3 protein-coding genes are annotated in these 3047 nt (G+C 46.3%); all 3 read right to left on the reverse strand.

All coding sequences use genetic code 11. The annotated features are described in order from the left end of the window. Positions 1-1821, reverse strand: a 1821-nt coding sequence (locus tag Q0241_RS06305) for a hypothetical protein (protein ID WP_299374815.1), incomplete at its 3' end; no start/stop codon positions are given. After that, positions 1818-2411 (reverse strand): hypothetical protein, encoded by a 594-nt coding sequence (locus Q0241_RS06310; RefSeq protein ID WP_299374818.1) that lies wholly within the window; start codon positions 2409-2411, stop codon positions 1818-1820. The genes Q0241_RS06305 and Q0241_RS06310, both read right to left, overlap by 4 nt. A gap of 1 nt (position 2412) precedes the next feature. Beyond that, the coding region (locus Q0241_RS06315) for a putative phage tail protein (protein WP_299374822.1) at positions 2413-3047 on the reverse strand (635 nt) is incomplete at its 5' end.

Consider the following 3047-nt stretch of genomic DNA (forward strand, 5'->3'; position numbering starts at 1 on the left):
GGGATCAGTGGAAGCGGCAGCAGTTGAATTGATCCGCAGATACTGACCCGCTGACATATCTTTGTGATAACACCGCCGATCCCCACCGAGATCGGCATTATATACCCACGCATACTCAACAGGTCCGCCGACATTATGCGTAACGGTAGTCGGTGAGCCATTGACATGATCAACCTCAACAATATCAAAGCCAGATTTAGAATCAGCCCGCCAGATATAATGAATTACAACACCTTCATAATCTGGTGTAGACGCCGTAGAAAACCCATTTCCATTGAATGATAGAACATTGTTACTTTGCAGGGCAGTAGTGCCTTGCCAACGCCACCACTTATCCAAATCACCAACGTTATCGACCACCCGCCAACTACCAGACGCATCAAGCCGTTTTGAAACAACAAGCGTCTTATTAACCAGAGGGTTCCAAGGGAGATCATCAACATCACCGCCACTCGTTCGTTGACGAATGGTAAAATAATCATCCGGGTTCAGGATATCGGGACAAGGTAAATTAGCGACAGATAATGCCTGATACCCATCAGGGGCATTGTATGTCCATTGGTTTTCATCAAATTTAACCTGAACATTCCCTGAATAGCTATTAGAACCATCCCCGGCCATAATTCGATAGAAATCAGCAGCCCCCGCATTGCCACGCCCTAGCCAACCGCTCTCATCATAAACATCAACATCGCCTGTATCCGCATCAAACGCGATACCTATGGTCTTGTTACCAGCCGGATTACCCCAAGGCGATTGCCATAGATCTATAGTACCTCCGGGGTTGATTAACTGAGTGTAATAAATAGACGTGATCTTAGGATTTGATCCATGATCAGTGTAATCCGTAGAAACAGGCAAATGACTTGGTAGTATGCCCATTCCTGCACGATCATTGTTGGACGTATACTCAAAATACCACTTCCCCTGACGAACAATCATCGTTGCTGGCAATACGGGATGCCCTGACCCTCCCGTCACATATGTCAAATTTCCGTCTTGAAGGGTTCCTGTAGATGGATTTTCAACCGCATTTAATATAGGCAGATTATTTGTTGGCGTATCACGGGATTGATGTGCCGGGGTTAGACCACTTGATAAAAAGTGATTGCCATTCCCAGATACATCCTTTCCCATATCAAGCGGATCTGCGAAATCAAAACGGAAGCCAGATTGTCCATAATCACCCTGATAATTTTTTGGTACCGGATGATTATCAACATTCAGGTATGCGAAAGCCTCCGCGCCCGGATTTAGGTCATCCATAAAATGAAAGGCTGCGAGAGAAGCTTTGAGATTGCGGTTTTGAAGTCGGGCATATCGTCCGATTTCATGAACTATTTGAGTGTTAAAATACTGTGTTTCGTTTGAGGCAGGCCACCCCGTTTGAGCCAGATCTACTGCTTTCAGGTTGACAATCAAACCCATTCGATCAGCCGCATTTACGGCTGCACGGTCCCAGAAAGCGTATACATGTGTCCAACTGGCAGGATCACGGTACAGATTTTCTGTTCGGATGCCTTTTGCCGAATCTCCTTCTTCCGGTGTGAATTTCAGAGAGTTGTTATTCAGGCCATAATAATAATGAATTGAGGGCGCTCGGATGCTACCGTTCCAAGCCGTAAAAATGCCATGACCTTGATCTACCGTGTGACGTTTTATCCAGAAGGATACCGCCCATTTATCCGGGTTTGATCCAGCCCCAAACATCCTAGACAGATGCTGTGCCCCATCAAACCGACAAGAAAACTCAATCTGATCGCCCGGATCTCCACAGCCAATAACGGGGGGCTGCTTCCCCAAATAAACAGGGCCGTTCATGATGCAACTCTTTGGGTGATATCAATGCTGAATTTACCAGCAACAACATTGAGATAAATTTCGTTCACCACATTAGGGTTTGCATCAATATTCCCGGATCTAGGGGGTAAGTATTGATCTTCCCAAAGCACCCCATGGCCACCGCTATTATCCATCGTTAAATGTATTTCGGCACGTCCACCAAGCGGCATAGTTTGCATGTTTTTGAATTTGATTAGTTTGGTGGCAGTCAGCTTGAAAACATTACCCTTAGTAGGATCAAGCGTTACATCACCATTCGCGGCAACCGTTGCAGGGAAAGGTTTGGTCCAGAAACCAGCCTCAACCGTTTCTGTAACGTCTTTTTTCAGGAAGCCACCGAGCTTACTATTTATCCTTGCATCAATTGCTTGTGCGAGTTGTGTGAGAGTATCTTTACTTGGGATATTGGCCCCTAAAAATGTTTTGATAACATGAACGATTTCTCGCATGGGATGTTCAAATCCTAAAGCGGGTGGGATAGATCCTTGCTCTCCTTCAGCCGGGTTTGCATCTACATAAGATCTATTCGGATCGTTCTGATCACCATTAAGCGGCGGTAAATATTCCATATCAGGCTCCTTGTCCTTGATACCCAAAATACAGGTTTGTTTGTGCAGGTTTTAACTTGTGGAGGCGGCACTCCAGATCTTCCGCTCGGTCAATTTTTGCCAGAGGATCTATGCCCAATTCACTTACGCCCATTCTGAACCAGGTAACGCGTGGTTCGGTCACATTTACACGCCAAGAAAAGCGAACATCATCCGGGCCATCTAAAGTTTTTATGCCGAGTTGACTGATGCCAAAAATAAAGGGCTTGTATTCAATCAACTCGATTGAATACCCAAGCCTAGCGGCGATGCCTTGGAAGTAAGGAACGGATTGGCCACCGCGTTCATTTAACTTGTTCACAACGGCAGAACGGCGTTCTTGAAATGTTGTTGCAATACCCGCTGAACAGCTATCAGGCAGCCCGGTCACTCGTTCCCAATCTGGCAGCAATTCGATAGATGTGCGCGGGTCAGCTTCTTCAATGAGATTAAAAGCCCGATTATGCACGCGGGTTAGTTCCCCCGCCATGCCAGAAATCAGCTTTGTCAGGGATGAAAGCTGTTCGCGTGGCCATGCCATACCTTGTGGCAAAAGGCGTTGCAAATGCGATACATAAAGATCAAGTGTTGCGCGCATACCTATGCCCAAACAATGTC

The sequence above is a fragment of the uncultured Kiloniella sp. genome, from assembly GCF_937128705.1.
Lineage (GTDB): Bacteria > Pseudomonadota > Alphaproteobacteria > Kiloniellales > Kiloniellaceae > Kiloniella.